At 70.0% G+C, this 25471-nt stretch carries 26 protein-coding genes and 2 pseudogenes; 6 read left to right on the top strand and 22 right to left on the bottom strand.

Annotated elements, in window-relative coordinates; genetic code table 11:
- Window positions 1-63: 63 nt before the first annotated feature.
- A complete protein-coding gene (locus C3488_RS08035) occupies window positions 64-456 on the bottom strand; it encodes an SCO5389 family protein (protein ID WP_103838621.1) in 393 nt (130 codons plus the stop codon).
- A 280-nt stretch (window positions 457-736) separates the two neighbouring features.
- Here C3488_RS08035 and nucS point away from each other — a divergent pair, with 280 nt between their 5' ends.
- Complete coding sequence (nucS, locus tag C3488_RS08030) at window positions 737-1408, top strand: endonuclease NucS (RefSeq protein ID WP_103838620.1); 672 nt, start codon at window positions 737-739, stop codon at window positions 1406-1408.
- 66 nt (window positions 1409-1474) lie between these two features.
- On the opposite strand, the gene C3488_RS08025 is transcribed toward nucS, so the two are convergent.
- The 5 genes and pseudogenes from C3488_RS08025 to C3488_RS08010 all read right to left on the bottom strand — a co-directional run.
- The gene (locus C3488_RS08025) at window positions 1475-3982 is read right to left on the bottom strand and encodes an ATP-binding protein (RefSeq protein WP_103838619.1); all 2508 of its coding nucleotides are present in this window, start codon (window positions 3980-3982) and stop codon (window positions 1475-1477) included.
- A 291-nt stretch (window positions 3983-4273) separates the two neighbouring features.
- Window positions 4274-4597: an STAS domain-containing protein gene (locus tag C3488_RS08020; protein ID WP_103838618.1), complete on the bottom strand. Its 324-nt coding sequence runs from the start codon at window positions 4595-4597 to the stop codon at window positions 4274-4276.
- 145 nt (window positions 4598-4742) lie between these two features.
- Window positions 4743-5591, bottom strand: a complete 849-nt coding sequence (locus C3488_RS08015) for a 3-hydroxyacyl-CoA dehydrogenase family protein (RefSeq protein WP_103838617.1) — start codon at window positions 5589-5591, stop codon at window positions 4743-4745.
- 126 nt (window positions 5592-5717) lie between these two features.
- A complete protein-coding gene (locus C3488_RS40430; protein WP_181138928.1) occupies window positions 5718-5891 on the bottom strand; it encodes a hypothetical protein in 174 nt (57 codons plus the stop codon).
- Between the two features lie 265 nt (window positions 5892-6156).
- Window positions 6157-6669 (bottom strand): annotated as a pseudogene (locus tag C3488_RS08010) (transposase); the annotation flags it as partial.
- A gap of 137 nt (window positions 6670-6806) precedes the next feature.
- Here C3488_RS08010 and C3488_RS08005 point away from each other — a divergent pair.
- Both C3488_RS08005 and C3488_RS08000 read left to right on the top strand, forming a co-directional pair.
- Window positions 6807-6941, top strand: a pseudogene (locus C3488_RS08005) (ABC transporter permease); the annotation flags it as partial.
- A gap of 13 nt (window positions 6942-6954) precedes the next feature.
- Entirely contained in the window at window positions 6955-7527 is a 573-nt protein-coding gene (locus tag C3488_RS08000; protein ID WP_103838616.1) for a cob(I)yrinic acid a,c-diamide adenosyltransferase, read from the top strand.
- 56 nt (window positions 7528-7583) lie between these two features.
- Here the strand turns inward: C3488_RS08000 and C3488_RS07995 are convergent, their stop codons facing one another.
- The 5 genes from C3488_RS07995 to C3488_RS07975 form a co-directional block, all read right to left on the bottom strand.
- Window positions 7584-7826 (bottom strand): hypothetical protein, encoded by a 243-nt coding sequence (locus C3488_RS07995; protein WP_103838615.1) that lies wholly within the window; start codon window positions 7824-7826, stop codon window positions 7584-7586.
- Window positions 7826-8248, bottom strand: coding sequence for a hypothetical protein (locus C3488_RS07990; protein ID WP_103838614.1), 423 nt, complete (start codon window positions 8246-8248; stop codon window positions 7826-7828). Before C3488_RS07990 ends, C3488_RS07995 begins: the two co-directional genes overlap by 1 nt.
- A gap of 49 nt (window positions 8249-8297) precedes the next feature.
- Complete coding sequence (locus tag C3488_RS07985) at window positions 8298-9761, bottom strand: sensor histidine kinase KdpD (protein ID WP_103838613.1); 1464 nt, start codon at window positions 9759-9761, stop codon at window positions 8298-8300.
- Window positions 9758-10447, bottom strand: a complete 690-nt coding sequence (locus C3488_RS07980; RefSeq protein WP_103838612.1) for a response regulator transcription factor — start codon at window positions 10445-10447, stop codon at window positions 9758-9760. The genes C3488_RS07985 and C3488_RS07980 overlap by 4 nt, the downstream gene beginning before the upstream one ends.
- Before the next feature lie 272 nt (window positions 10448-10719).
- Window positions 10720-11274 carry a hypothetical protein gene (locus C3488_RS07975; RefSeq protein ID WP_103838611.1) on the bottom strand — a complete coding sequence of 185 codons (555 nt, stop codon included), beginning with the start codon at window positions 11272-11274 and terminating at the stop codon, window positions 10720-10722.
- A 152-nt stretch (window positions 11275-11426) separates the two neighbouring features.
- On the opposite strand from C3488_RS07975, the gene C3488_RS07970 reads away from it, so the two are divergent.
- The 3 genes from C3488_RS07970 (at window position 11427) to C3488_RS07960 (ending at window position 15195) form a co-directional block, all read left to right on the top strand.
- Window positions 11427-12599, top strand: coding sequence for a sensor histidine kinase (locus C3488_RS07970; protein ID WP_103838610.1), 1173 nt, complete (start codon window positions 11427-11429; stop codon window positions 12597-12599).
- On the top strand, window positions 12596-13237 hold the full coding sequence (locus tag C3488_RS07965) for a response regulator transcription factor (protein ID WP_103838609.1): 642 nt from the start codon (window positions 12596-12598) through the stop codon (window positions 13235-13237). The genes C3488_RS07970 and C3488_RS07965 overlap by 4 nt, the downstream gene beginning before the upstream one ends.
- A 128-nt stretch (window positions 13238-13365) precedes the next feature.
- Entirely contained in the window at window positions 13366-15195 is a 1830-nt protein-coding gene (locus C3488_RS07960; RefSeq protein WP_103838608.1) for a glycoside hydrolase family 18 chitinase, read from the top strand.
- Window positions 15196-15263: 68 nt separating this feature from the next.
- Here C3488_RS07960 and C3488_RS07955 read toward each other — a convergent pair whose 3' ends face one another.
- The 11 genes from C3488_RS07955 to C3488_RS07905 form a co-directional block, all read right to left on the bottom strand.
- Window positions 15264-15710 carry a DUF2550 domain-containing protein gene (locus tag C3488_RS07955; protein ID WP_103838607.1) on the bottom strand — a complete coding sequence of 149 codons (447 nt, stop codon included), beginning with the start codon at window positions 15708-15710 and terminating at the stop codon, window positions 15264-15266.
- Between the two features lie 157 nt (window positions 15711-15867).
- Window positions 15868-16245, bottom strand: a complete 378-nt coding sequence (locus tag C3488_RS07950; protein WP_103838606.1) for a F0F1 ATP synthase subunit epsilon — start codon at window positions 16243-16245, stop codon at window positions 15868-15870.
- A 174-nt stretch (window positions 16246-16419) separates the two neighbouring features.
- Complete coding sequence (atpD, locus tag C3488_RS07945; protein ID WP_103838605.1) at window positions 16420-17856, bottom strand: F0F1 ATP synthase subunit beta; 1437 nt, start codon at window positions 17854-17856, stop codon at window positions 16420-16422.
- Window positions 17856-18776 carry a F0F1 ATP synthase subunit gamma gene (locus C3488_RS07940; RefSeq protein ID WP_103838604.1) on the bottom strand — a complete coding sequence of 307 codons (921 nt, stop codon included), beginning with the start codon at window positions 18774-18776 and terminating at the stop codon, window positions 17856-17858. Before C3488_RS07940 ends, atpD begins: the two co-directional genes overlap by 1 nt.
- Before the next feature lie 21 nt (window positions 18777-18797).
- Window positions 18798-20390, bottom strand: a complete 1593-nt coding sequence (atpA, locus tag C3488_RS07935; protein ID WP_103838603.1) for a F0F1 ATP synthase subunit alpha — start codon at window positions 20388-20390, stop codon at window positions 18798-18800.
- 122 nt (window positions 20391-20512) lie between these two features.
- On the bottom strand, window positions 20513-21328 hold the full coding sequence (locus C3488_RS07930) for a F0F1 ATP synthase subunit delta (protein WP_103838602.1): 816 nt from the start codon (window positions 21326-21328) through the stop codon (window positions 20513-20515).
- Complete coding sequence (locus C3488_RS07925) at window positions 21325-21876, bottom strand: F0F1 ATP synthase subunit B (RefSeq protein ID WP_103838601.1); 552 nt, start codon at window positions 21874-21876, stop codon at window positions 21325-21327. Before C3488_RS07925 ends, C3488_RS07930 begins: the two co-directional genes overlap by 4 nt.
- Window positions 21877-21915: 39 nt before the next feature.
- Window positions 21916-22161, bottom strand: a complete 246-nt coding sequence (atpE, locus tag C3488_RS07920; protein ID WP_103838600.1) for an ATP synthase F0 subunit C — start codon at window positions 22159-22161, stop codon at window positions 21916-21918.
- Window positions 22162-22236: 75 nt separating this feature from the next.
- Window positions 22237-23007 carry a F0F1 ATP synthase subunit A gene (gene atpB, locus C3488_RS07915; RefSeq protein WP_103838656.1) on the bottom strand — a complete coding sequence of 257 codons (771 nt, stop codon included), beginning with the start codon at window positions 23005-23007 and terminating at the stop codon, window positions 22237-22239.
- A 273-nt stretch (window positions 23008-23280) separates the two neighbouring features.
- Window positions 23281-23718 carry a hypothetical protein gene (locus C3488_RS07910; protein ID WP_103838599.1) on the bottom strand — a complete coding sequence of 146 codons (438 nt, stop codon included), beginning with the start codon at window positions 23716-23718 and terminating at the stop codon, window positions 23281-23283.
- A gap of 298 nt (window positions 23719-24016) precedes the next feature.
- The gene (locus C3488_RS07905) at window positions 24017-25354 is read right to left on the bottom strand and encodes an MraY family glycosyltransferase (protein ID WP_103838655.1); all 1338 of its coding nucleotides are present in this window, start codon (window positions 25352-25354) and stop codon (window positions 24017-24019) included.
- Window positions 25355-25471 lie beyond the last annotated feature (117 nt).

The following is a 25471-nucleotide window of genomic DNA, read 5'->3' as shown; positions in this document are numbered from 1 at the left end:
TGCCGCTCCGGAACCGCTGTACTTCCCGCGTACGGAGCGGCAAGCCGTACGACTTGGCGGGTCTCAGCAGTCGCGCAGCTCCGGTGACTGGTTGAGGAGCTGACTGCGGACCGAGGTGAAGCGGGCCAGCGTGTCGTCCACCGTGGAGTCCAGCGGGAACACCGCCACTCGGTGGCAGTTCTGGAATGCCAGGCGCACTCCGAAGTGCCGCTGCAACGCGCCGCGTATCGCGTCGCTCGCGAGTGCGCGCAGCAGCTGTCCACGTGCCTGCTCGTCCGGCGGGGGCGTCTGGTTGTCGGCGAAATCACCGCCGTCCACCTTCAGCTGGGCCACCAGGGAGCTGATCATCTCCCACGCGTAGGGCAGGGAGGTCCGGACGCAGTCGACGAAGTCCGCTTCATCGACCTCGCCTCGCTCGGCCTGTTCGAGTAGGGCCGGTGAGACGTCGAGCGACATGGGTTCTCCTCTCGCACCCCGAGACAACAGGGGTTGATGGACAGGTAAGGGAGTTCGCGATATCGAACACGCTGAGTACATACGCCGCGACCTCCCGTTTACTACGGTAGGCAACCGCCGATGGCGGCACCAGGAAAATGCGAACACAGCGAAATCCCACTGGGCACACAACCAGCCATTGCCGAACGGGGGCATCTCGGGAAAAACGGAGAAGCCCCGGGGGCGGCTCGCTCAAGGCCGAATCGCGTGCGGACGGGGGCGTCGAGTAGCGTTGCCGACCATGCGTCTCGTCATTGCCCGGTGCTCCGTCGACTACGCGGGCCGTCTCACCGCCCACCTCCCCTCCGCTCCCCGCCTGATCCTGGTGAAGGCGGACGGAAGCGTCTCGATCCACGCGGACGACCGTGCCTACAAGCCCCTCAACTGGATGTCGCCGCCCTGCACGCTGAAGGAGGGTTCGGGCGACGAGGAGGGCGTGTGGACCGTGATCAACAAGACGGGCGAGAAACTGATCATCACGATGGAGGAGATCCTCCACGACTCCTCGCACGAACTCGGCGTCGACCCGGGGCTGATCAAGGACGGCGTGGAAGCGCACCTCCAGGAACTGCTCGCCGACCGCATCGAGACCCTCGGCGAGGGCTACACGCTGATCCGCCGCGAATACATGACGGCGATCGGGCCGGTGGACATCCTGTGCCGGGACGCCGAGGGGCAGACCGTGGCGGTGGAGATCAAACGGCGCGGCGAGATCGACGGCGTGGAACAGCTCACGCGCTACCTGGAGCTCCTGAACCGCGACCCGCACCTCGCACCGGTGCGCGGCATCTTCGCGGCCCAGGAGATCAAGCCGCAGGCCCGCGTGCTGGCCACGGACCGCGGGATCAGCTGCGCGGTACTGGACTACGACGCCCTGAGGGGCATCGAGGACGACAAGCTCCGCTTGTTCTGACGGGCGGTACGACGACGCGGGGCCGGGTCCGGGAGGCGGACTCGGCCCTCTGGTGTGGACAGGGCTTTACATCACCGGGCCTGTGCTGCTCGGGGTGCTGGAGCCGGTGGGGGCGCTGGCCGAGCTGCTCGTTGTGGACGGGGTGCTAGAAGTCGGGCCACTCGCGGTCGTCGTGTTCGCGGGGGGCGTGGTCGTGGGCGTGTTGGTCGGAGGCGTCGTGGTCGGAGTCGTCGGAGGCGTCGTGGTCGGAGTCGTCGGAGGCGTCGTGGTCGAAGACGTCGGCGGCTTGGTCGTGGGCGACTTCGACGGCGGCTTCGAGGTCGACTTCGAAGGAGTCGCCCCCTGCGTCCCCGTCGGGTCGCCCGACGGCACGTCACCGGTGCTGCCCGGCGTCGGGCCGCCCGTAGTACCGGGCGTGCCGGTCCCGCCGGGAGCCTTCGCCGTCGCCGCGCCCACCGAGCCCGAACCGACCTTGCCGCCCGAACCGCTGTCGCCCGCCTTGTCCGCGCCCAGGCCGCCGCCGTCCGTGCCCTGGCTGGCCGAAGGGCCCACGCGGACCTGGTCCGCCGGGGCGTTGCCGTCGTTGTTCGACGTCATGCCGAGCGTCACCACCGTGCCGAGCACCGCGACCAGCGCCGCGCCCGCGCCCGCGGCCACCAGGTTGCGCCGGGTGCCCTTGGCCACGCCGCGCAGGCCGCCGGACGGGCGGGCCGGCGCCTGCCGGGTGAGCAGTGTCCCCATGTCGTCGGAGGGGGTGGGCACCAGGAAGCCGGTCGGCGGCGTCGGTTCCGCGGGCAGCTCCACACCGGGCGGCGTCTCACCGGACCGGTCGGCGACCAGGGCGAGGGCGCGCCGCCCCGCGACCGTGCCGCGCTTGTCGGCGAGGGCACCGCGCAGCCCGATGGACGCCTCGAGCTCGGCCCGGGCCCGGTCGAGCTGTCCGCCGCAGAGCGCGAGGACGCCCAGCTCGTGGTGGAAGTAGGCCTGCTCCCCGACCTCGCCCGCCAGCCGGGACGCCTCAGCGCCGGAGCGCAGTGCCCGCTCCCAGGCACCCCAGTGCAGCCCCGCGGCCAGCGCGGGCGCCGCCTGCCGGGCCAGCAGCACCGCCGGGCTGTCCTCGCCCTCGGCGGGCGAGGAGGATCCTCCATGATCGAGCGAAGTCGGGAGCTTGGGGGAAGTGACCGGAACGAGCGCGGTCAGCGCGGCCAGTACGGCGTCGGCCTCCGCGGCGACCCTCTCGGGTGTGACCGAGGGGTGCCCGGCCCACCAGGAGTAGTGCCGGGCGGCCTTGAGCGCGTACTCCTCCGCGCCGGTCGCGTATCCGGCGGCCTCCAGCTGGGCCAGCACTCCGGCCGCGAGCCGGTAGCGGGAGCCGACCGGGGAGACCAGGGCGCAGCCGACGAGCTCTGCGAGCGCCGCGTCCGCGTGGGTGTCGTCGACGAGGGCCGGCAGATGCGTCTGGTGCGGCACCTCCCCTCCGAGCGCGACCGCGAACTTCAGCGTCTCGCGCGCCGAGGCGCTGAGCCGGGAGGCGAGCAGCGGGGCGGGAGCGGCGGCCTCTGCGAGCGACGGCAGCGGCACGTCACGGCCGTCCCCGGCGTCGAAGGGCGCGTCGATGGGGACGTCGACGTCCTGGAAGACGCCGAACTCGTCGACGGCGCCCTCGTCGGCCCGCTGCCGGTCGCGCTGCCTGAGCAGCGCCGCGGCCTGCACGAAGCGCAGCGGCAGTCCTTCGGACTCGAACCACAGGTCGCCCGCCCAGTTGGCCTCTTCCTCGGTGAGGTCGCGGCCGACGGCGTGTTCGAGGAGTTCCAGGCCTCCGGCGCGGGCGAGCCCACCGAGGAAGACCTCCTCCACATGCGAGTCGGCGGAGGGCGCGGGCACGTCGGGCGTGGCGGAGAGCAGGAACGCACACTCGGGTGTGGCGTCCAGCAGCTCGTCGAGCGCGCTGCCGCCGAACTCCAGGTCGTCCAGGACGACCACGGCGCCGATCTCGCGGACGCACTCGAGCAGCTCCTCCCGGTCGGGCCGGTGCCGAGGCGCCTTGTGGACGGCGGCGAAGAGGTCGTACAGCAGGTCCCCGGTGGTGCGCCGATAGCCGGTCAGGCGTACGACGCCGTCGGGCGCGAGATCCGCGCAGTCCTCGGCGACGACGTCGAGGAGCGTGGTGCGGCCGGAGCCGGAGGGTCCGGTGAGCCGGACCGAGCGGCCGCGGGCGAGCAGCCGCACCAGCCGCTCGCGCTCCTCCTGGCGCTCGAGCAGCGGCAGCCGTGCCTGCGAGGGCCCGGGCGGTACGGGCGGCCTGGCGGCGCGGTCGCGGTCGCTGCGCTCGTCAGCGGTGTACTTGGCCGGGCGCGCGGGGCGCTCCCCGGGCGGGCAGACCTCGATCTCGCTGCCGTCGACGGGGTTGACGGTGAGCAGGAAGTCGCCCGTCACGAGCTGGACGGTACGGGCGAGTGCCGGTGCCGGCTGTCCGAAGTCGGGTGTGATGGGGTCCCGCGGCGGTCGCCGGCCGGGCGCGTCACCAGCGCCGTCCCGGCCGTACTGCTCGGGTCCCGGGTTGTTCGGGTCCATAGGTCCAAGCCCCCCAAAAGCGTCGTGTGCCTGAGCCCCTCCCGGCCTTGCCGCACACTGCGCTGTCGCTTCTGGTCCGGTGCCCGCTCGAGGGCCTGAGGGCGGCGGGCAGCCGAACCCTAAACCTTTGGTCAGTATCTCCGACAGGCCGGGGTACCACGCCGTCCGAGACATCACAGTCTCGTGAGGATTGCGCGCGACGCACGTTTCGTCGGCGTTCACCCCTGCGGGCCGATCTCCGGGTCACCTGCGTCGCGCCGCCGAAACCCGTGCCGTCCGGTCACCGCCCGGTCAGACCCGGGGCAGTGACTCCACCCCGATGCCGCCCTCGATGGCCAGGATCCGGTGCAGCCGGGTGGCCACCAGCAGGCGCTGCATCTGCGGCGGTACACCGCGCAGCACCAGCCGCCGGCCGCACCGCCCGGCCCGCCTGTGGGCCCCCATGATCACCCCGAGCCCGGTGGCGTCCCAGGAGTCCAGTTCGGACAGGTCGAGCACCAGGTCGCCGACGCCGTCGTCGACGGCCGAGTGCAGGACCGTACGGGCGTCCGCCGCGCTGTGGACGTCGAGGCGGCCCCCGACGACCAGCTCGGCGTGGTCGCCCCTGATGTGCATATGCGCTCCCCGAGAGTGCGTCGCTGTGTACTCCGCGTTGTGGTTGTGCAACGTCTGACTGCCTGGAGAGCGGCCAGGTTGCCGATCGTTGGCGAACCGATACCGAATTCACCCGGGAGGGTGATCCCCGAGAGGGCCCGCGGTGTCAGTACGTGTAGAAGCCCTGCCCGCTCTTGCGGCCGATGTCACCCGCGTCAACCATCCGGCGCATCAGCTCGGGCGGAGCGAACTTCTCGTCCTGGGTCTCGGTGTAGATGTTGCTGGTGGCGTGCAGCAGGATGTCGACGCCGGTGAGGTCGGCGGTGGCCAGGGGTCCCATGGCGTGGCCGAAGCCCAGCTTGCAGGCGAGGTCGATGTCCTCGGCGGTGGCCACGCCCGATTCGTACAGCTTGGTGGCCTCGACGACGAGTGCCGAGATGAGACGGGTCGTCACGAAACCGGCGACGTCGCGGTTGACGACGATACAGGTCTTGCCGACGGACTCGGCGAACTCACGGGCGGTGGCCAGGGTTTGGTCGCTCGTCTTGTAGCCGCGGACGAGCTCGACGAGCTGCATCATCGGCACCGGCGAGAAGAAGTGCACGCCGACGACGCGCTCCGGGTGCTCGGTGGCCGCCGCGATCTTGGTGATCGGGATGGCGGAGGTGTTGGACGCGAGCACGGTGTCCTCGCGTACGAGCTTGTCGAGCGCCCGGAAGATCTCGTGCTTGACCTCGAGCTTCTCGAAGACGGCCTCGATGACGACGTCCGCGTCGGCGGCGGCGTCGAGGTCGGTGGTCGCTGTGATGCGGGCGAGCGCCGCGTCGGCGTCACGCGCCTCCAGCCTGCCCTTGCTCACGAACTTCTCGTACGACGCCTTGATGGCGTCCGTGCCACGGTTCAGCGCGTCGTCCGTGACGTCCCTGAGGACGACGTCCCAGCCGGCCTGGGCCGATACCTGGGCAATACCGGAACCCATGAGTCCGGCCCCGATGACGGCAAGCTTCCGTGTCACTGTGCGACTCCCCTGACGCGCTCTCCGTGTATGCCTCTCGGGCGGACACTAGCGCTCGTGAGGGCCGGTGTGACCGGTTAGTAACGCGCGTCACGTCTCAAATGACGGACGTCACACCGGCACAGGTCATTCCGGGGCACGGACGGCGTACTTGAGCACCTTCTCGCTCAACAGCTCCTCGATGTCATGTAAAAGTTCCAGGACCTCACGGGACACTTCGCGCGGATCGAGCCCCTTGACCATCTCGCGTCCGGTGACGGCCACGGCGGTGCTGCACATCCAGCCGACCTGACGCACCATCAGCTGTGCAGCGGATCGCCCTCGGCCGGGCCGGTCTCCTCCCGCAGCGCCTACTCCAGGTCGGCCTGCCCCTCCTGGCTGATGCCCACAGCCGTGAGCGCAGTGCGGGAGCCTGACCATGGAGAACGCTCAGCGGATGGTGGAGCGGACGCGGGGTGACTCCGGTCAGCCGCCTGCCCCTTGTCGTCCCCGTTCCGCTATCTGTTGACGCTTTGTGCTCCGTGCGCCGCCGGAGCAGACCCCAGCCTTGGGCAAGTACCGCCCGGTTCAGGCCGGCCTTCTGCGCCACGTTCTTGCCGGACTGCTCCACGGTTCCCTTCGCAGAGCGGGTCATGTTCTTGATGTGCAGCTTCTCGAACCGGACCAGGCCATAGGAGCGGGCGAGCATGGTGCTGGTCTTCTCGCACCAGTCCTTGCGCCGGTTCGCCTCCCGCGCCTTGAGCTTGGCGACCTTCGCGTACGCGGCCGCCTTCTCGGGGCTGTCCTTCTTCGCTCTGGCCGCCCGCCGCTCATACTTTCGGATCCGGGCGCGTTCCTTGACAGTCAGCTGTGGGCAGTTCAGCTTCCGGCCGTCCGACAGGGCAGCGGTGATCGTGACACCGCGGTCGATGCCGATAACCTCACCCGTGCCGGGCGCCGGGGTCGGCTCAGGCATGACTGCGAACGCAATGTGCCACTGCCCGTTACGGAAGGTGACCCGGAACGTCTTCGCGTCGGGCAGCTGTGCGCCCTTGCCCTCGGCGCTGAGGCGGAACCTGACCCAGCCGCAGCCGGGCACCTTGACCCGAGCACGCCTCCGCTCAAGATCACCCGCGAGAGTGACCGGCACAACGGCGATTCCTCCACCTTGCCCGCTACGCGGGCAAGTGCACTCACCCCCGTCCTGAAGACCGGGGCGCCCGCCTGGAAAGAGAGGTGGACGCGGTGCGCGACGCCTACGTCGGCCGGTACACGAGCGCGCACATGCTCTACGGCGTTGTCGTCGCCGTCGGCCTCACGGCGCTCGCCGTGACGGTGGGCACACGGGTGTTCCGGACGGCCGGAGCGTAACTACGCTGGTCGCATGGTCAATCTCACGCGCATCTACACGCGGACCGGCGACAAGGGCACGACGCATCTCGGGGACATGAGCCGGGTGCCGAAGACCGACCTGCGGATCGCCGCCTACGCGGACGCCAACGAGGCGAACGCGGTGATCGGCACCGCGATCGCGCTGGGCGGGTTGGGCGACGCACTTGTCAAGGTCCTCACCCGCGTGCAGAACGACCTGTTCGACGTGGGCGCGGACCTGTCGACGCCGGTGGTCGAGAACCCGGAGTTCGCGCCGCTGAGGGTGGAGCAGTTCTACATCGACCGGCTGGAGGAGGACTGCGACCGCTTCCTGGCCGACCTGGAGAAGCTGCGCTCGTTCATCCTGCCCGGCGGCACCCCCGGCGCCGCCCTGCTGCACCAGGCGTGCACGGTCGTACGGCGGGCCGAGCGCTCCACGTGGGCGGCGCTGGAGGTCCACGGCGAGGTGATGAACCCCCTGACGGCCACGTATCTCAACCGGCTCTCGGACCTGCTGTTCATTCTCGCCCGGTACGCGAACAAGGAGACCGGGGACGTGCTGTGGGTGCCCGGCGGCGAACGCTGACCCTGACGCCCGTCGGCCGGGCCGGGTGGGAGCGCCGAGCCTGCGCCCCCACCCGGTCAGCGGCCGGTGCCGTCCTGGGCCGCGTCCCGGTCCGCCTGCGTGAGCGCGGACTCCGCGGCGGCCACCTTCTTCTGCATGTCCGCCAACCCGGACGGGGCCGCGGAGGAGGCAGCGGACGGCGCCGCTGACGGGCCACCGGACTTCACCGGCGTGGCCGCCGTCCCGTGGTCCCGTGCGCAGCCCGCGGTGAGGCCCACGAGCAGGGCCACCACGGGGGCGGCCGCCCGCAGCGCTCGCATCAGCTCGCCGCCTTGCCGTTGTCGTTGTCCGCGCACCACGTCTTGACCCCGGCCAGGTCCTTCTGCCGCTGCTGCAGCGTGGTCACCAGCGACTTGCGGAAGGTGAGCCGGTCCTGGAGATAGGTCGCGATCTCCTCGTGCCCCGCCTTCTTCGCGTTGTCCACGCGCTGCTGCAGCCGGGCGATGGAACCGCGCACGTCGGCGCCGCCCTCCAGCCGCTTCAGCGCGCGGTCGATGCGCCGGTCGATCTTCGGCACCCGCTTGCACAGCGCCTTCGCCCCGTCGCCCTTGGGCGCCGCCTCGGCCGTGTGCGCGGACGCGGGCGCGGGTGACGTCTCCGCCACGGCCGCCCCGGCCCCGCTCACCAGCAGTACGGCCGTGGCCAGACCCGCGAGCAGGGTGCGCCGTCGTCGTACGTCCATGTCCTCCTCCGTTCCCGGACGGCCCGTCGTCCGTCCGACGCCCCGGAGGCTAGGAGCTGTCTTTGTGGGAACTCTGTGACCGGTTTGCCCCTGCTGTACCGATCAGCCAGTCCCGCCGTTCGGGCAGCGCCCCACCCGCCCTGGGCAGCCGTACCTCGAAGCGCGCCCCCGCCCCGTCCGGGCCGTCCGTCACCATGACGCTCCCCCGGTGCAGCGCCGCCTGCTGCGCGACCAGGGTGAGGCCGAGCCCGGAGCCGGAACTGTCCGGCCCCCGCTGGAACCGTTCGAAGATCCGGGCGCGGGACTCGGCCGGGACCCCGGGCCCCCGGTCGTCCACCGTGATCACCACCTCCTGACCGTCGTCCCGCGCGCCGACCGTCACGGCCGCCCTGCCCTGCCCGTCCCGTCCGTGGGCCAGCGCGTTGGCGAGCAGGTTGTCGAGCAGCAGCCGCAGTCCGGGCTCCCAGCCGTGCACGGTGAGCCCCGGCTGCGCGCTCGAGGTGACGCGGGCGTCCGGGGCACGGCGGCGGGCCTCGGCGACCGCCGCGTCCACGGCTTCCGTCACATCGACCGTGCGGAACGCCTCCGCCTCCACCAGGTCTCCTCGCCCCAGCTCACGCAGCATCACCAGCAGTCCGAGCAGCCTGGCGTGCTCGCGGCGCAGGTCGGTGAGGACCTCCGTGCGGTCCGGCTCGGGCAGGTCCGGGTGGTCGGCGAGGATGTCGAGGTTGGTGCCCATGCTCATCAGCGGGGTGCGCAGTTCGTGCGAGGCGGCGGCGGAGAAGGAACGGGCGGTGTCCAGGGCCTCGGCGGTGCGGGCGGCCTGTTCGTCGTAGCGGGCGAGGACCGTGCGCAGGGTGGCCGCGAGTTCGTCGACCTCCTTCACTCCGGTCGGCTCGTGGCGCAGCCGGGCGGTGCTGGTGCGCGGGTCGAGGCCCGCGGTGCGGCGGCCGAGGCGGCGCAGCGGGCCGGTGGCGCCGGTGGCCAGGCCCCAGGCCAGCAGGCCGGACAGGGGCGCGGCGAGCAGGGCGGTCATGACGACGCGGTGCCGTACGAGGCGGAGTTGGGTGCGGTCGGCGGTGTCGGGCTGGAAGACCCACAGGGTGCCGGAGACCTGGGGGCCCTCGATCGGTTTGGACAGGGCTCGCCAGCTGCGCCCCGCGTCCCGGACGGTGACCGGCGCGGTGGCCTCGGCCGGCAGGGCGACCGAGGTGTCGGGCTGGGGTCCGCCGCTGAAGGTGGCGTCCGGGCCGACGACGCGTACGCCGACGTCGAGGGCGGCGGTGTAGAGCCGGCGTTCCCGGGTGTCGGCGGCCTTGGCCCGGCCGGCGGCGGCCGCGCGCAGCAGGGAGCGCGCGTCCGGGGCGACGGCGGCGGCCCGGCTGCGCAGATGGCGGTCCTCCTCCTGGTGCAGGTCGCGGGCGACCATGCGCAGCAGCAGCCAGCCGGAGGCCAGCACGAGGAGCGGGACGGTGAGTCCCACGGCGAGCCCGATGCGGGTCGAGAGTCTCACGGCTGGTCCCTCAGGACGAAGCCCACCCCGCGCACGGTGTGGATCAACCGGGACTGTCCCTGCGCCTCCAGCTTGCGCCGCAGATAGCTGACGAAGGTGTCGACGGCGTCGGTGCGGACGTCGAAGTCGTAGCCCCATACGCGTTCCAGGAGCTGGTCGCGGGTGAGGACGAGGCCGGTGTTGCGGGCCAGCACCTCGAGGAGTTCGAACTCGCGCCGGGTCAGCTCCAGGGGGCGGCCGTCGCGGTGGGCGGTGCGCGCCGCCGGGTCGATCACCAGGTCCGCCACGCGCAGCACGTCCCGGTCGGCGGGCGGGCGGCGGCGCAGCAGGGCGCGCAGCCTGAGGACGAGTTCCTGGAGGGCGAAGGGTTTGACGAGGTAGTCGTCGCCGCCCGCCTGGAGGCCGGCTATGCGGTCGGCGGTCTCGTCGAGCGCGGAGAGCATGAGCACGGGCAGGTCCTGGCCGTCGTCACGGAGCCGGGTGCACACCTCGATGCCGCTCATACCGGGCATCGACACATCGAGTACCAGAACGTCGGGGGGTGCGTCCCGGATGACGGCGAGCGCCTCGGCCCCGCCTTCGGCGGTCCGCACCCGGAAACCGCTGAGCCTGAGACCGCGCTCCAGCGAACGGCGGATGGCCGCGTCGTCGTCCACGACCAGCACCGCCCCGACCGCGTCACTCATGCGCCCTCCCTGGACCGCCTGTCGCCGGATCAGCGTACGGCGCTCCGGTGAGAGGGCGGCGTCGGCGTCCGGGGCGGCAGGGGTCAAACCGACGGGTCAGAGCTTGTGGACATGTCCGCGGGCACGTCAGCCAGGGTCGCACGCGGCGCGGCGCCTTCCTCGGCGAGTGTCGGCAACGCCCTGCATGCGAGCAATGCGTCCGCCGCCTCGTCCGGGATGCGGAGGAGAAGTCGTCCATGGCCCACGTGCGCCCGTCTCCCGCACCAGCCGGATCAGCGTCCGGTCGCCGTCCGCCTCTCTTGGGCGGGGGCCTTCTTCGGCCACAGCAGGTACGTGACGGCGATCAGCCCGTGGATGCCGAGGGCGCGCAGGGCCGCGTACTGCCAGTCCCTCAGGGACGCGGGAGAGCCCACATACCAGATCGCGCCCTGCAGCAGCGCACAGGCCACGGTCGTTGCGAGCAGCGTGCGCAGCCACAGCCTGCCCTCGTGTGCGGCGCGTGCCAGGCCGTACCTGGGCGGCTTCGGCTGGGGCGGGGCGCCCGCGAGGCGGTGGGCCGCGTGACCGTCCAGCCACCGGATCGTGTGGTGCCCGTAGGCGATGGTGAAGCCGATGTACAGCGCCGCCAGCCCGTGTTCCCAGCTCGGCCTCGCCCCGCTCCTCAGGTCGATCGCGGTCGCGACGAACAGCACGACCTCCAGTAGCGGCTCGCACAGCAGCAACGCCACGCTGGTGCGGCGCCACTTCAGCAGGTACCGGACGGCGAGGCCCGCCGCCAGCAGCACCCAGAAGCCGACCTCGCAGGCAACGACCAATCCGACTATCACGGTTGACTCCCCTCGCTCATCCCACCAGCGTCGGGTGCCGCGGCGTGCTGGTCGTCGTCGGCGGTGACGAGGTCGCGGTACATCGAAAGATGCAGTCCGGGACCGTTCCCGGGGACCACGCGGTCGGCCCGCGACCCGTGTTGGATGGACCCATGTCCGTACGACTCCCCCGCCCGCACCGTGACGACGTGCGGATCGCCGCGGGCGGGTTGCTCGGGGGACTGTTGCTGTGGGGCGTCGGGCTCACTCCCCGCACGGCGCAGGACGGTCTCGTGCTGTGGCCGGCGCTCTGGGCGGTGCTCGTGCCGCTCGTCGTCACGGCCGGCTGCGAGCTGCTGCGCCGTACCCGGCCCAAGGCGGCCCTGCTGATCGGCACCGCCGCGCTGGTCGCCGACACGGTGACCCGGGGCAGCGTGGTCACCGTCGTGATGTTCACGGACCTCATGTACGCGGCCGTCCTCTACGGCACCCCCGCCTCCGCCCGCCGCCTGCCGTGGGTCACCGGGCTCCTCACCGTCATCGGCGCTCTGGTCCCCCTCGCCGTCTGGCGCGTCCCCGAAAGCATGCTGATCGGCGTGGGCGTCGGCATCGTCGCGCTCGCCCCAGCCGCCACCGGCTGGGTCGTCCGCAACCACCGCGACGCCGCCGAAGCGGCCCGGCTGCGTGCCGAACAGACCGCCCTGCTCGCCGAGATGGACCGCGCGCAGGCCGTCACCGCGGAACGGGCACGCATGGCACGGGAGTTGCACGACATGGTGGCCAACCACCTGTCCGCGATCGCCATCCACTCGACGGCCGCGCTGTCCCTGGACGACCCGCAGACCTCCCGGGATGCCCTGGCCGTCATCCGTGAGAACAGCGTGGCCGGTCTGGAGGAGATGCGGCGACTGATCGGCGTCCTGCGGGACGGCGGCGCCGGCCGGGAACCCGCCGCGACCCCCACGCTCGACGGGCTCGCCTCCCTGGTCGACGCCGCCCGCACGAACGGGCTCGACGTCTCGCTCGACTCCGCTCACGAGGAAGTCCCGGCACCTGTGGAGCTGGCCGCGTACCGGATCGTCCAGGAGTCGCTGACCAACGCCCTCAAGCACGCCGGCCCCGGCAGGGTCACCGTGCGTCTCGCCCAGCGCGACGGCGTGCTCGACATCCGCGTGGTCAGCCCTTACGGTCACGCGGACGGCCCGCGCGCCCCCGGTTCCGGTTCCGGGCTCGCCGGGATGCGGGAGCGCGCCGCGTTACTGGGCGGCACGTTCGAGGCGGGTCCCGACGGCTCCTGGTGGACCGTACGTGCCGCTCTCCCCGTCACCGAAGGAGATCCCGCATGATCCGCGTCCTGGTCGCCGAGGACCAGTCCGCCGTACGCGCAGGGCTGGTCCTCATCCTGCGCAGCGCGCCCGACATCGAGGTGGTGGGGGAGGCCGCGGACGGCGAGGCGGCGGTGGCGCTCGCCCGCGAACTACGGCCGGATGTCGTTCTGATGGATGTGCAGATGCCGAAACTCGACGGGGTGTCCACGACCCGGCAGGTCGTCCAGGAGCAACTCGCCGACGTTCTCGTCCTGACCACCTTCGACCTGGACGAGTACGTCTTCGGCGCGCTGCGGGCCGGCGCGGCCGGCTTCCTGCTGAAGAACACGGAGGCGAGGGACCTCATCGACGCCGTGCGGACGGTGGCGCGCGGCGAGGGGCTGATCGCTCCTGCGGTGACGCGACGCCTGATCGCGGAGTTCGCCGCCGGGCCGGCCCGGGAGCCCAAAACCGATCCGGGCGTCCTGGACGCCCTCACCCGGCGCGAGCGCGACGTGCTGTCGTGCCTCGGTGAGGGGCTGTCCAACGCCGAGATCGCCGGGCGTCTGAACATGGCCGAGGCCACCGTGAAGACCCACGTCAGTCGTCTCCTCGGCAAGCTGGAGCTGCGCAGCCGGGTCCAAGCGGCCGTCCTGGCGCAGGAATTGGGGATCTAGCACGCCGATCGGCACAGTGGTCCAGACCTATTGACCTCTGGTCCAGACCTTTCTATTCTCGCGGCACCGTGGGCGTGAAGGCTCAGTCATGCCCACCACTCCCCATCCCCAAGACAGGGAGGCGCAGCATGCGCTTCAGACACAGAGCCGCGGCAGGGTTCGCGACCCTGTTGCTCCCGCTGGCCGGTCTCGTCGGACTCGCCGCAGGCCCCGCCCAGGCCGCCTCGACCGCCACCGCCACCTATGCCAAGACGCAGGACTGGGGCACCGGCTTCGAGGGCAAGTGGACGGTGCAGAACACCGGCTCCACGACCATCAACTCCTGGACCGTGGAGTGGGACTTCCCCACCGGCACGTCCGTCACCTCGGCGTGGGACGCGGACGTCACCAGCTCCGGCACCCACTGGACGGCCAGGAACAAGTCCTACAACGGCACCCTCGCCCCCGGCGCCTCCGTCTCCTTCGGCTTCAACGGCAGCGGCTCCGGCTCACCGTCCAACTGCAAGCTCAACGGCGGCAGCTGTGACGGCGGCACGACCGTCCCCGGCGACAACCCGCCCTCCGCGCCCGGCACCCCCACCGCCTCGAGCATCACGGACACCTCGGTGAAGCTCAGCTGGAGCGCCGCCACCGACGACAAGGGCGTCAAGAACTACGACGTCCTGCGCGACGGCAAGACCGTCGCCACCGTGACGGCCACCTCGTACACGGACACCGGCCTGACGGCCGGCACCGACTACTCCTACACCGTCCAGGCCCGTGACACCGCCGGTCAGACGGGTCCGGTCAGCGGCGCGGTCGCCGTGCACACCACCGGGGGCACCACCACACCCCCGACCACCGGCGACACGGTCAAGCTCGGCTACTTCACCGAGTGGGGCATCTACGGCCGCAACTACAACGTCAAGAACCTGGTGACCTCCGGGTCCGCGTCCAAGATCACGCACATCAACTACGCCTTCGGCAACGTCACCGGCGGCAAGTGCGCGATCGGCGACTCCTACGCCGACTACGACAAGGCGTTCACCGCCGACCAGTCCGTCAGCGGTGTCGCCGACACCTGGGACCAGCCGCTGCGCGGCAACTTCAACCAGCTGCGGGAGCTGAAGGCCAAGTACCCGCACCTCAAGGTGCTGTGGTCCTTCGGCGGCTGGACCTGGTCCGGCGGGTTCGCGGACGCCGCCAAGGACCCGGCGGGCTTCGCCCAGTCCTGCTACGCCCTGGTGCACGACCCCCGCTGGGCCGACGTCTTCGACGGCATCGACATCGACTGGGAGTACCCGAACGCCTGCGGCCTGTCCTGCGACACCAGCGGCGCTGCGGCCTTCAGGAACGTGATGGCCGCGCTGCGCGCCAAGTTCGGCTCCTCCGCCCTGGTCACCGCCGCCGTCACGGCCGACGGCTCCGCCGGCGGCAAGATCGATGCCGCCGACTACGCGGGCGCCGCGAGCTATGTGAACTGGTACAACGTGATGACGTACGACTTCTTCGGCGCCTGGGACGCACAGGGCCCCACGGCCCCGCACTCCCCGCTCACGTCGTACAGCGGCATCCCCAAGGCCGGTTTCACCACGGCCGACGCGATCGCCAAGTACAAGGCGATCGGTGTGCCCGCCAAGAAGCTCCTCGTCGGCATCGGCTTCTACGGCCGCGGCTGGACCGGCGTCACCCAGGACGCACCGGGCGGCTCGGCCACGGGCCCGGCGGCCGGCACGTACGAGCAGGGCATCGAGGACTACAAGGTGCTCAAGACGTCCTGCCCGGCCACCGGCACCATCGCGGGGACGGCGTACGCGCACTGCGGCAGCAACTGGTGGTCGTACGACACCCCGGCCACCATCGGGACGAAGATGGCATGGGCCAGGAACCAGGGTCTCGGCGGCGCCTTCTTCTGGGAGTTCAGCGGGGACACCAGCAACGGTGAGCTGGTGAGCGCCCTCAGCAACGGCCTTTCGTAAACCTGACCGAAGGGTCTCGGACGACGTTCGCCCTCCCCCGCAATGCGTTCGGGGGAGGGTGAACGTGGTCACGCCACGTTCACCCGTTGTCCGGGAGGTGCGGCTTCGAGCCACGCCAGGAAACCGGTCAGCGCGTCCTCGCTCATCGCGAGCTCCAGACGGGTGCCCCGGTGGTGACAGGCGAGGACCACCGCGTCGGAGAGCAGCGCCAGCTCCTCCTCGCCCTCGGGATCCCGTCGGCCGGCCACCTCGATCGCCGAGCGCTCCAGGACGCGGCGCGGGCGCGGCGCGTAGGAGAAGACGCGGAACCATTCGATGCGGTCGCCGTTGTAGCGGGCGATGCCGTATCCCCAGCCCTTGCCGCTGGTGTCGGGCTCCTCCGGGACGTTCCACCTCAGGCTGCAGTCGAAGGTGCCGCCGGAGCGCTGGATGAGGCGGCGCCTGAGGCCGAAGACGAACAGCCCCACCAGTACGAGTGCCACGACCACTCCGCACACGCTCAGAGCGAGGACCATCGACACCGACCTCCTCGTCTCCTAGGTAACGGAACGGAAAAAACACCCGGATTTGCCTCAGCCGCGGCCGGCACCGGATCACTCCGGGCCGACCGCGGCTGAGTCACGTCTAGCAAGCGCTCCCCCAGAGCCTAGACGGCCTGGGAGGTACCCCCGGTCAGCGCGCCGCCTGTGCCGCCCGCAGGCGGACATCCGCGCGCCGCTCGGCGACGGCGTCGTCCTCCGCCTTCGCGCGCTCGAGCTCCCGCTCGACGCGCTGGACGTCGATCTCGTCCGACAGCTCGGCGACCTCGGCCAGCAACGACAGCTTGTTGTCCGCGAACGAGATGAAACCGCCGTGCACCGCGGCGACGACCGTTCCACCATCACTCGTACGGATGGTCACCGGGCCCGACTCCAGCACACCGAGAAGCGGCTGGTGACCGGGCATGACGCCGATGTCGCCGGACGTGGTGCGCGCGACGACCAGGGTGGCCTCGCCGGACCAGACCTGGCGGTCGGCAGCGACCAGCTCGACATGCAGCTCAGCAGCCAAGGGTGGCTCCTCGGGTCACCACCCGGCGGTCGCCGGGTGTTGGTCTGAATTCTAGTAGGCGTACGGAGAGGGGCGGACCGCACCCCGCGGGCAAGCCCGCGAGACGCCTCTCCACCCCTCTCACCAAGAGGCGGTACCTGTGCGGGCCCGGTTCGAGCCCGCCACAGGCGACCGTCAGGAGACGCCCAGCTCCTTGGCGTTCTTCTTCAGGTCCTCGATACCACCGCACATGAAGAACGCCTGCTCCGGGAAGTGGTCGTAGTCGCCGTCGATGATCGCGTTGAACGCGGCGATCGACTCGTCCAGCGGCACGTCCGACCCGTCGACGCCGGTGAACTGCTTGGCGACGTGGGTGTTCTGGGACAGGAAGCGCTCCACACGGCGGGCCCGGTGGACGACGAGCTTGTCCTCCTCGCCGAGCTCGTCGATACCGAGGATCGCGATGATGTCCTGGAGGTCCTTGTACTTCTGCAGGACCGTCTTGACGCGCATGGCCGCGTTGTAGTGGTCCGCGGAGATGTAGCGCGGGTCCAGGATGCGGGACGTGGAGTCCAGCGGGTCCACGGCCGGGTAGATGCCCTTCTCCGAGATCGGACGGGACAGAACCGTCGTCGCGTCGAGGTGGGCGAACGTGGTGGCCGGGGCCGGGTCGGTCAGGTCGTCGGCGGGGACGTAGATCGCCTGCATCGAGGTGATCGAGTGACCGCGGGTCGAGGTGATGCGCTCCTGCAGCAGACCCATCTCGTCGGCCAGGTTCGGCTGGTAGCCCACCGCGGACGGCATACGGCCGAGCAGCGTGGAGACCTCGGAACCTGCCTGGGTGAAGCGGAAGATGTTGTCGATGAAGAACAGCACGTCCTGCTTCTGGACGTCGCGGAAGTACTCCGCCATCGTCAGACCCGCGAGGGCCACCCGCAGACGGGTGCCCGGCGGCTCGTCCATCTGACCGAAGACCAGCGCGGTCTTGTCGATGACGCCTGACTCGGACATCTCCTGGATGAGGTCGTTGCCCTCACGGGTGCGCTCACCGACACCGGCGAACACGGAGACACCGTCGTGGTTGTTGGCGACGCGGTAGATCATCTCCTGGATGAGCACCGTCTTGCCGACGCCGGCGCCGCCGAACAGACCGATCTTGCCGCCCTTGACGTACGGGGTCAGCAGGTCGATGACCTTGATGCCGGTCTCGAACATCTCGGTCTTGGACTCGAGCTGGTCGAAGTTCGGCGCCTTGCGGTGGATCGGCCACCGCTCGCCGGCGTACTTCTCGTCCACGTTCAGGACGTCACCGATGGTGTTGAACACCTTGCCCTTGGTGAAGTCGCCGACCGGGACGGAGATGGAGGCGCCGGTGTCGGTCACCGGGGCCTGGCGGACCAGACCGTCGGTGGGCTGCATCGAGATCGTGCGGACCAGGCCGTCGCCCAGGTGCTGGGCGACCTCCAGGGTCAGCGTCTTCTTCTCGCCCGCGTTCGCCGGGTCGGAGACCTCGACGTGGAGGGCGTTGTACATGTCCGGGATCGCGTCGACGGGGAACTCCACGTCGACGACCGGGCCGATGACCCGCGCGACGCGGCCCGTCGCCGTGGCCGTCTCAACAGTGGTGGTCATTAGTAGTCACTCCCCGCGGTCGCGTCGGCCAGGGCGCTCGCGCCACCGACGATCTCGCTGATTTCCTGGGTGATGTCGGCCTGGCGGGCCGCGTTGGCAAGCCGGGTGAGGCTCTCGATGAGGTCCCCGGCGTTGTCGGTGGCCGACTTCATCGCACGCCGCGTGGCGGCGTGCTTGGAGGCGGCCGACTGGAGCAGCGCGTTGTAGATACGGCTCTCCACGTAGCGCGGCAGCAGGGCGTCGAGGACGTCCTCCGCCGAGGGCTCGAAGTCGTACAGCGGCAGGATCTCGTCGCCCTTCGGCGCCGCCTCCTTCGCCACGTCGTCGAGGCTGAGCGGCAGCAGACGGGCGCCGAGCGCCGTCTGCGTCATCATCGACACGAACTCCGTGTAGATGATGTGCAGCTCGTCCACGCCGCCGTCCGCGGTGTCCTTCTCGATGGCCTCGATCAGGGGGGCCGCGACCTTCTTGGCGTCCGCGTACGAGGGGTCGTCGGTGAAGCCCGTGAACGACTCCGCGATCTTGCGCTCGCGGAAGTTGTAGTGGGCCACACCGCGCCGGCCGACGATGTACGTGTCGACCTGCTTGCCCTCGCGCTCGAGCCGCTCGGTCAGCTGCTCCGCCGTCTTGATGGCGTTGGAGTTGAAGGCGCCGGCCAGGCCGCGGTCGCTCGTGAGGAGCAGGACCGCGGCACGGGTCGGGTTCTCCGACTCCGTCGTCAGCGGGTGCTTGGTGTTCGACCCCGTGGCGACCGCCGATACCGCGCGCGTCAGCTCGGTCGCGTACGGCGTGGAGGCCGCCACCTTGCGCTGCGCCTTGACGACGCGCGAGGCGGCGATCATCTCCATCGCCTTCGTGATCTTCTTGGTCGCGCTGACGGATCGGATGCGACGCTTGTAGACCCGGAGCTGGGCTCCCATGAGTCAGGTCCCTTCCTTACGTCACTTGGCGGCTGCGGCCGGGGTGTCCTCGCCGAGCAGCTTGCCGTCCGAGGTCTCGAACTGCTTCTTGAACTCCGCGACGGCGTCGTCGATCGCCTGGATGGTGTCGTCCGACATCTTGGCGCCCTCCTTGATGGAGGTCATCAGACCCTGCTCCTTGCGGTGCAGGTAGTCGAGGAGCTCCTTCTCGAAGCGGCGGATGTCGGCGACCGGGACGTCGTCCATACGGCCGTTGGTGCCGGCCCAGATGGAGACGACCTGGTCCTCGGTGGCCATCGGCTCGTACTGGTTCTGCTTGAGCAGCTCGACCATGCGCGAACCACGCTCCAGCTGCGCCTTCGACGCGGCGTCCAGGTCGGAACCGAAGGCGGCGAACGCCTCCAGCTCACGGAACTGGGCGAGGTCCACGCGCAGACGGCCGGAGACCTGGCGCATCGCCTTGTGCTGGGCGGAGCCACCGACGCGGGAGACCGAGATACCGACGTTCAGGGCCGGACGCTGACCGGCGTTGAACAGGTCGGACTCCAGGAAGCACTGGCCGTCGGTGATGGAGATGACGTTGGTCGGGATGAACGCCGAGACGTCGTTGGCCTTGGTCTCGACGATCGGCAGACCGGTCATGGAACCGGCACCCATGTCGTCGGAGAGCTTGGCGCAGCGCTCCAGCAGGCGGGAGTGCAGGTAGAAGACGTCGCCCGGGTAGGCCTCACGGCCCGGCGGACGGCGCAGCAGCAGGGACACGGCGCGGTAGGCGTCGGCCTGCTTCGACAGGTCGTCGAAGATGATCAGGACGTGCTTGCCCTGGTACATCCAGTGCTGGCCGATGGCGGAACCGGTGTAGGGCGCCAGGTACTTGAAGCCGGCCGGGTCGGACGCCGGGGCGGCGACGATCGTGGTGTACTCCAGCGCGCCGTTCTCCTCCAGCGCGCGGCGGACGCCGGCGATGGTGGAGCCCTTCTGGCCGATGGCGACGTAGATGCAGCGGACCTGCTTCTTCGGGTCGCCGGTGCGCCAGTTGTCGCGCTGGTTGATGATCGTGTCGATCGCCAGGGCGGTCTTGCCGGTCTGGCGGTCACCGATGATCAGCTGACGCTGGCCACGGCCGATCGGGGTCATCGCGTCGACGGCCTTGTAGCCCGTCTCCATCGGCTCGTGCACCGACTTGCGCTGCATGACCGTGGGGGCCTGCAGCTCGAGGGCGCGGCGGCCCTCGGTCTCGATCTCGCCGAGGCCGTCGATCGGGTTGCCGAGCGGGTCGACGACGCGGCCGAGGTAGCCCTCGCCGACGGCCACGGAGAGCACCTCACCGGTGCGCTGAACCGGCTGGCCCTCCTCGACGCCGCTGAACTCGCCGAGGACGATGGCACCGATCTCCCGCTCCTCGAGGTTGAGGGCGAGGCCGAGGGTGCCGTCCTCGAACTTCAGCAGCTCGTTGGCCATGGTCGAGGGCAGGCCCTCGACCTTCGCAATGCCGTCACCGGCGAACGTGACAGTGCCGACCTCCTCGCGCGAGGCCGCGTCCGGCTTGTACGCCTGGACAAAGTTCTCCAGCGCGTCCCGGATCTCCTCCGGCCGGATCGTGAGCTCCGCCATCTGGGTTCCCTGCTCTCCTTGTTGGGCCCGAAGTTTCTGTGGGGGTTCTGGGGGCGCCCCCCAGAAACTCTGCATCCTCTGCACGGCCCAACCCGGGCCGTAGTACTGCTTGTGGAGTTGTGCTAGCTCGCCATGCGGCGGCCGGCGTCCTCGAGTCGGTCCGCGATCGAACCGTTGATGACCTCGTCACCGACCTGCACCCGGATCCCTCCGACGACCTCGGGGTCGACGTCCAGGTTGAGGTGCATCTGGCGGCCGTAGAGCCCCGCCAGTGCGGCACCGAGGCGCCGCTTCTGGGTGTCGCTCAGCGGGACCGCCGAGGTGACCACGGCGACCAGGCGGTCACGGCGGGCGGCGGCCAGCTTGGACAGGGACTCGATTCCCGATTCCAGGCTACGTCCCCGCGGCGCGGTCACAAGACGCGTGACCAGACGCTCGGTCGCGACGTCGGCGCGACCGCCGAGCAGCCGGTGCAGCAGCTCGATCTTGGCCGGGGTGCCGGCGGCACGGTCCGTGAGCGCGGCGCGCAGCTCGGTGTTCGAGGAGACGATCCGGGCGAACCGGAACAGCTCGTCCTCGACGTCGTCCAGCGCGCCCGCCTTCTCGGCGGCGGTGAGGTCGGCGAGGTTCGCCAGCTCCTCCAGCGCGTCGACCAGGTCGCGCGACTGCGACCAGCGCGAGCGCACCATGCCGGACAGCAGGTCCACGACCGGCCCGCCGACCTGGCCGCCGAGCAGGCTCTGGGCCAGCCCTGCCTTGGCCTCGCCGGCCCGCGCCGGGTCGGTGAGGACCCGGCGCAGCGACGCCTCGCGGTCGAGCAGCGCGGTGACGGCGGCCAGCTCGTCGGCGAGCTGCGCCGCGTCCACGGACGTTGCGTCCGTCAGCGCGTCGAGACGCTCGCGTGCGGCTGCCAGGGCCTCGCGGCTCGCTCCGTTCATCGCGCGGCCTCGGCCTTCTCCTCGAGCTCGTCGAGGAAGCGGTCGATCACGCGGCTCTGCCGGGCGTGGTCCTCGAGGGACTCGCCGACGAGCTTGCCGGCCAGCTCGGTGGCGAGCCTGCCGACGTCCTGCCGCAGGGTCTGCGAGGCGGCCTTGCGGTCGGCCTCGATCTGCGCGTGACCGGCGGCGATGATCTCCTCACGCTGCCGCTGGCCTTCCGCGCGCATCTCGGCGATGAGGGCGGCGCCCTGCTCCTGCGCCTCCTGGCGCAGCCGCGCGGCCTCGTGCCGGGCTTCGGCGAGCTGAGCCTTGTACTGCTCCAGCACGCTCTGGGCCTCGACCTTCATGGCGTCGGCCTCTTCGATGCCGCCTTCGATCGCCGCGCGACGCTCCTCCAGAACCTTGTTGATGTTCGGAAGCAGCTTCTTCCAGAAGAAGAAGAACACGATGGCGAAGGCGATGGTGCCGACGAGCAGCTCGGGACCGGCCGGGAGGAGCGGGTTCTGCTCCGTCTCCTCGGCCGCCAGCTGTACCAGGTTGGCGATCACATCAGTGCCTTTCGTCGGTTCGTGTCAGTAAGAAGGTGATTACTTACCGAACACGAACGGCATAACGATGCCGATGAGGGCGAGCGCCTCACAGAAGGCGAAGCCCAGGATCTGGTTGGCACGGATCAGACCGGCGGCCTCGGGCTGGCGGGCCAGGGCCTGGGTGCCGTTGCCGAAGATGATGCCGACGCCGATGCCGGGGCCGATGGCCGCGAGGCCGTAGCCGATGGAGCCGACGGAACCGTGGACACCAGTGGTGGCGGCGAGGGTCTCAAGAGCGGACATGCCGGTTCTTCCTTCTCTTTCATGGACCGGTGGGGGTTGGCCACCGGACGACCAGGGGGTTGGGTGCGGTGTGGCTCAGTGGTGCTCGGCGAGAGCACCCTGAATGTAGGAGCAGGCCAGGAGGACGAACACGTACGCCTGGACGGCCTGCACGAAGAGCTCGAAGCAGATCATGGCCATCGTCATGATGAACGACACACCGGCGCCCACGACGAGCCAGCTGTTCAGCAGGTACCAGGAGGCCACGGTGAACATGACCAGCATCAGGTGGCCGGCGAACATGTTGGCGAACAGTCGCACGGCGTGCGTGAACGGGCGCACCAGGAGGTTCGAGAAGAACTCGATGACCATGACGAGCGGCAGCACGGCACCGAGCGACTTGTCGTAGCCCGTGACGTTCTTGAAGAAGCCGACGAAGCCGTGCTTCTTGAAGGTGAGCGCGACCCAGGTGATGTAGACGATCGCCGCCAGGACCATCGGGAAGGCGATCACCGAGGAGACCGGGAACTGGGCCAGCGGAATCACGGACCAGACGTTCATGATCCAGATGAAGAAGAACAGCGAGACCATGAAGGGGACGTACTTCTCGCCCTCCCGCTTGCCCAGCGTCTCGTAGACGATGCCGCGGCGGACGAAGTCGTAACCGGCCTCACCGATCATCTGCAGCTTGCCCGGGACGACCTTGGCCTTGCCGAAGGCCGCCGTGAAGAAGACGACGATGAGCAGGGTGGTGACGAGCGCGAGCAGCATCACCTTGTTGAACTCGAAGCCTCCGACCGTGGCAAGCGGCTTGAACAAGAAGGATTGCAGGCCAGGGGCCGGGAAACCGCACCCGTTGTCGGACAGGACCCGACAACTCCAGTCAAAGGCGAGCTGGGTCTGGTCAGCACTCACCGCGGGCTCCTTCGGCATGACGCATGGGTACGGCAACCTCGTTGTGTCGGCGCGGCGCGCAGCCGCGGGTCGGCACCGGACTGGTGTTACGGATGTGGGGGCGGCTGGGGGGCATCGAGCCTCGCGTGTGAGCAGGCGTCAGCTCAGATGCCCGCGCCCGCGATGCCGCAGTTGGCACCGGACGATAGCAGGAGATCTCACAACTCTTTATCCCGGCCCTACCCCTCACGACGCGGGCCCTGTCTTCTCGGGCTTCTCGCTCTTCTGGGAGTCCGGGTCGACGTAGAAGATCTTGGCCTTCATGTGCGCACGCGCCTGCGCGGCCATCCAGACGACCGTGGTGACGACGAGCGTGAGCGCGAACGTCTTGGGGTTGAAGAGAGAAGTGCCCTTGAAGAGGCCCACGAAGATCAGGAGCAGCAGCAGCTGGGCCATGTAGAGCATCAGCCCCATGGCCTGGAACAGGTGCGGGAGGGACTTCGCCGTCCACTGCAGGACGTAGAGCCCGATCCCCATGAAGAGGACGGCGAGCACCGTGCCGACGGCCGCCCCGATCGCTCCCTTGCCGCCCGCGACAACACCGCTGACGACGACGGCGACCGCGCCGGCAGACGCTGTGGGCACAGCGATCTGCAGAAGGTTCCGGGCGTCATTGGACGGCATGGCGGCAACTCCGCTTTCACAGGGGGCAGGGTGTCGTCATGGACGAGCGTAGTCCCGGGCCGAGCGAAGTCCGCACGCCGAGGGGCCGTCGCATCGGGGCCCTCCGGCTCTATCCCGGGGTTCTCGTGAACCGTATCACAAACTATTTGATGCGGTCTTTACCTAGGTGGTGTGCCTACTGTCACACATGAGAGTGAATCTGCCCGTCTGCGCGGACACGGCGGCACCTTGTCTGGTATTGCGATGCTTTGCGCCCCCACGATTGGGCAACGCGCTCGCCAGATTCTTACCTTGCACGTCAGCGTGACGACTCCGCCCGGCTGCGGTCCATCCGCGCACGGGTGCCGATGGCGGTGGCTCCGTTGACGCCCGAGACGCCTGCGACGACAGGGGTGCGGTGCTCCTCCTGCCGCGCCTGCCCACTCCCGGCGTACGCGGCGGCCGGCAGCTGCTTCGCGGCGGTGCCGCGCCGACGGCGGTAGCGCGGAGGCACGAAGGACTCGGCCCACTGCGGGGCGCGCGGCGTGAACCGCGGCAGCAGGAGCAGCACCAGACCGACCGCGCTGAGCACCACGATGCCGAGCACGATCCACATGGACGCGGAGTTCACGGAGTAACCGAGGGCGCCGAAGGCGATGAGCGCCGACCAGAAGTACATGATCAGCACCGCGCGGCTGTGCGAGTGCCCGATCTCCAGCAGCCGGTGGTGCAGATGACCGCGGTCGGCGGCGAACGGGGACTGGCCGCGCCAGGTACGGCGCACGATCGCGAGGAAGAAGTCGGCGACCGGCACGGCGATGATCGTCAGCGGAAGCAGCAGCGGGATGTAGACGGGGACGGTGGCGTGCACCGTGGCGCGCTCGGACCCGGAGAAGAGGTTCATCGCGTCCGGGTCCACCTGCCCGGTGATGGAAATGGCACCGGCGGCCAGCACCAGCCCGATCAGCATCGATCCCGAGTCGCCCATGAAGATCCGCGCCGGGTGCATGTTGTGCGGCAGGAAGCCCAGGCACATGCCCATCAGGACGGCCGCGAAGAGGGTGGCGGGGGCGGCGGCCTCGAGCCCGTAGCCGTACCAGATCCGGTACGCGTACATGAAGAACGCCGCCGACGCGATGCACACCATGCCGGCGGCGAGACCGTCGAGACCGTCGACGAAGTTGACCGCGTTGATCGTGATGACGACCAGCGCCACGGTCAGCAGGGTGCCCTGCCAGGGGGTGAGCGAGACCGTGCCGACGCCCGGGACCGGCAGCCACAGGATGGTCAGACCCTGCATGACCATCACACCCGCCGCGATCATCTGGCCGCCCAGCTTGATCAGGGCGTCGATCTCGAACTTGTCGTCCAGCACACCGATCAGCCAGATGAGGGCCGCTCCGGAGAGCAGCGCCCGGGGCTCGTTGGACTTCGCGAAGACCTCGTTGAGGTTCTTGAGGTGGTCGGCGGCCAGCAGGCCCGCGCACAGACCGAAGAACATGGCGATCCCGCCGAGCCGGGGCGTCGGTTCCCGGTGCACGTCCCGGGCCCGGATCTCCGGCATCGCTCCTGCCACGATCGCGAATTTGCGTACCGGCCCTGTCAGCAGATACGTCACCGCGGCCGTGATGCAGAGCGTCAGCAGGTATTCACGCACGGGCTTCCCCACAGGTCTCGCTGGGCGTCCTCAGCCCCACACCCTAGCTTCGCGTGCATACGGATGAGGACTCACGGGTAGCGAAGATGGTTGCACGTGTGGCTGTGTATAACGCGC

Origin of the sequence: Streptomyces sp. Ru72 (genome assembly GCF_002920635.1) — a bacterium.
GTDB lineage: Bacteria > Actinomycetota > Actinomycetes > Streptomycetales > Streptomycetaceae > Streptomyces.
This window is presented reverse-complemented; position numbering and strand designations above follow the sequence as displayed.

Bases quoted from the DNA above. Each gene is read 5' to 3' on its own strand.
- C3488_RS08035 (WP_103838621.1), bottom strand. From the start codon at position 456: ATGTCGCTCGACGTCTCACCGGCCCTACTCGAACAGGCCGAGCGAGGC.
- nucS (WP_103838620.1), top strand. From the start codon at position 737: ATGCGTCTCGTCATTGCCCGGTGCTCCGTCGACTACGCGGGCCGTCTC.
- C3488_RS08025 (WP_103838619.1), bottom strand. From the start codon at position 3,982: ATGGACCCGAACAACCCGGGACCCGAGCAGTACGGCCGGGACGGCGCT.
- C3488_RS08020 (WP_103838618.1), bottom strand. From the start codon at position 4,597: ATGCACATCAGGGGCGACCACGCCGAGCTGGTCGTCGGGGGCCGCCTC.
- C3488_RS40430 (WP_181138928.1), bottom strand. From the start codon at position 5,891: ATGGTGCGTCAGGTCGGCTGGATGTGCAGCACCGCCGTGGCCGTCACC.
- C3488_RS08000 (WP_103838616.1), top strand. From the start codon at position 6,955: ATGGTCAATCTCACGCGCATCTACACGCGGACCGGCGACAAGGGCACG.
- C3488_RS07995 (WP_103838615.1), bottom strand. From the start codon at position 7,826: ATGCGAGCGCTGCGGGCGGCCGCCCCCGTGGTGGCCCTGCTCGTGGGC.
- C3488_RS07990 (WP_103838614.1), bottom strand. From the start codon at position 8,248: ATGGACGTACGACGACGGCGCACCCTGCTCGCGGGTCTGGCCACGGCC.
- C3488_RS07980 (WP_103838612.1), bottom strand. From the start codon at position 10,447: ATGAGTGACGCGGTCGGGGCGGTGCTGGTCGTGGACGACGACGCGGCC.
- C3488_RS07970 (WP_103838610.1), top strand. From the start codon at position 11,427: ATGTCCGTACGACTCCCCCGCCCGCACCGTGACGACGTGCGGATCGCC.
- C3488_RS07965 (WP_103838609.1), top strand. From the start codon at position 12,596: ATGATCCGCGTCCTGGTCGCCGAGGACCAGTCCGCCGTACGCGCAGGG.
- C3488_RS07960 (WP_103838608.1), top strand. From the start codon at position 13,366: ATGCGCTTCAGACACAGAGCCGCGGCAGGGTTCGCGACCCTGTTGCTC.
- C3488_RS07955 (WP_103838607.1), bottom strand. From the start codon at position 15,710: ATGGTCCTCGCTCTGAGCGTGTGCGGAGTGGTCGTGGCACTCGTACTG.
- atpD (WP_103838605.1), bottom strand. From the start codon at position 17,856: ATGACCACCACTGTTGAGACGGCCACGGCGACGGGCCGCGTCGCGCGG.
- C3488_RS07940 (WP_103838604.1), bottom strand. From the start codon at position 18,776: ATGGGAGCCCAGCTCCGGGTCTACAAGCGTCGCATCCGATCCGTCAGC.
- atpA (WP_103838603.1), bottom strand. From the start codon at position 20,390: ATGGCGGAGCTCACGATCCGGCCGGAGGAGATCCGGGACGCGCTGGAG.
- C3488_RS07930 (WP_103838602.1), bottom strand. From the start codon at position 21,328: ATGAACGGAGCGAGCCGCGAGGCCCTGGCAGCCGCACGCGAGCGTCTC.
- atpE (WP_103838600.1), bottom strand. From the start codon at position 22,161: ATGTCCGCTCTTGAGACCCTCGCCGCCACCACTGGTGTCCACGGTTCC.
- C3488_RS07910 (WP_103838599.1), bottom strand. From the start codon at position 23,718: ATGCCGTCCAATGACGCCCGGAACCTTCTGCAGATCGCTGTGCCCACA.